1 pseudogene is annotated in these 463 nt (G+C 66.3%); it reads right to left on the bottom strand.

Annotated features, from left to right (window positions below):
• Positions 1 to 108 precede the first annotated feature (108 nt).
• A pseudogene (locus U5771_RS35350) lies at positions 109 to 463 on the bottom strand (glutamine synthetase); the annotation flags it as partial.

The following is a 463-nucleotide window of genomic DNA, read 5'->3' as shown; positions in this document are numbered from 1 at the left end:
AGCGTGCCTGCGTCGTGCGGGCCGCCGGCGCGGCGGGCTGGATCCACGCGGATTCGTTGCGGTAAGTCATGTTTCCTCCGTATTTCCTTGATGCGGTTGTGCGCGCGCTTACACGTGCAGCAGCAGATGGCGGCGTTCCCACGAGCTGATCACGCGGAAGAACGCTTCGTATTCGGTTTCCTTCAGCGCGAAATACGCCTTCAGGAACTTGTGGCCGAGAATCTCGCCGAGCGGTTCGCACGCGGCCATCAGCGTGAGCCCTTCCTCGAGGTTGCGCGGCAGCTGGTACGGCAGGTCGTAGCCGTCGCTGACGAGCGGCTCGGTCGGCTCGAGGCGTTGCGTCATGCCGAGATAGCCGGCCGCGAGCGTCGCCGCGAGCGCGAGGTACGGGTTGCAGTCGACACCCGGAATGCGGTTCTCGATGCGGCGCGCCGACGGGCCCGAATGCGGGATGCGGAAGCCG

The organism is Burkholderia sp. BCC1977, from assembly GCF_905339595.1.
Lineage (GTDB): Bacteria > Pseudomonadota > Gammaproteobacteria > Burkholderiales > Burkholderiaceae > Burkholderia.
This window is presented reverse-complemented; position numbering and strand designations above follow the sequence as displayed.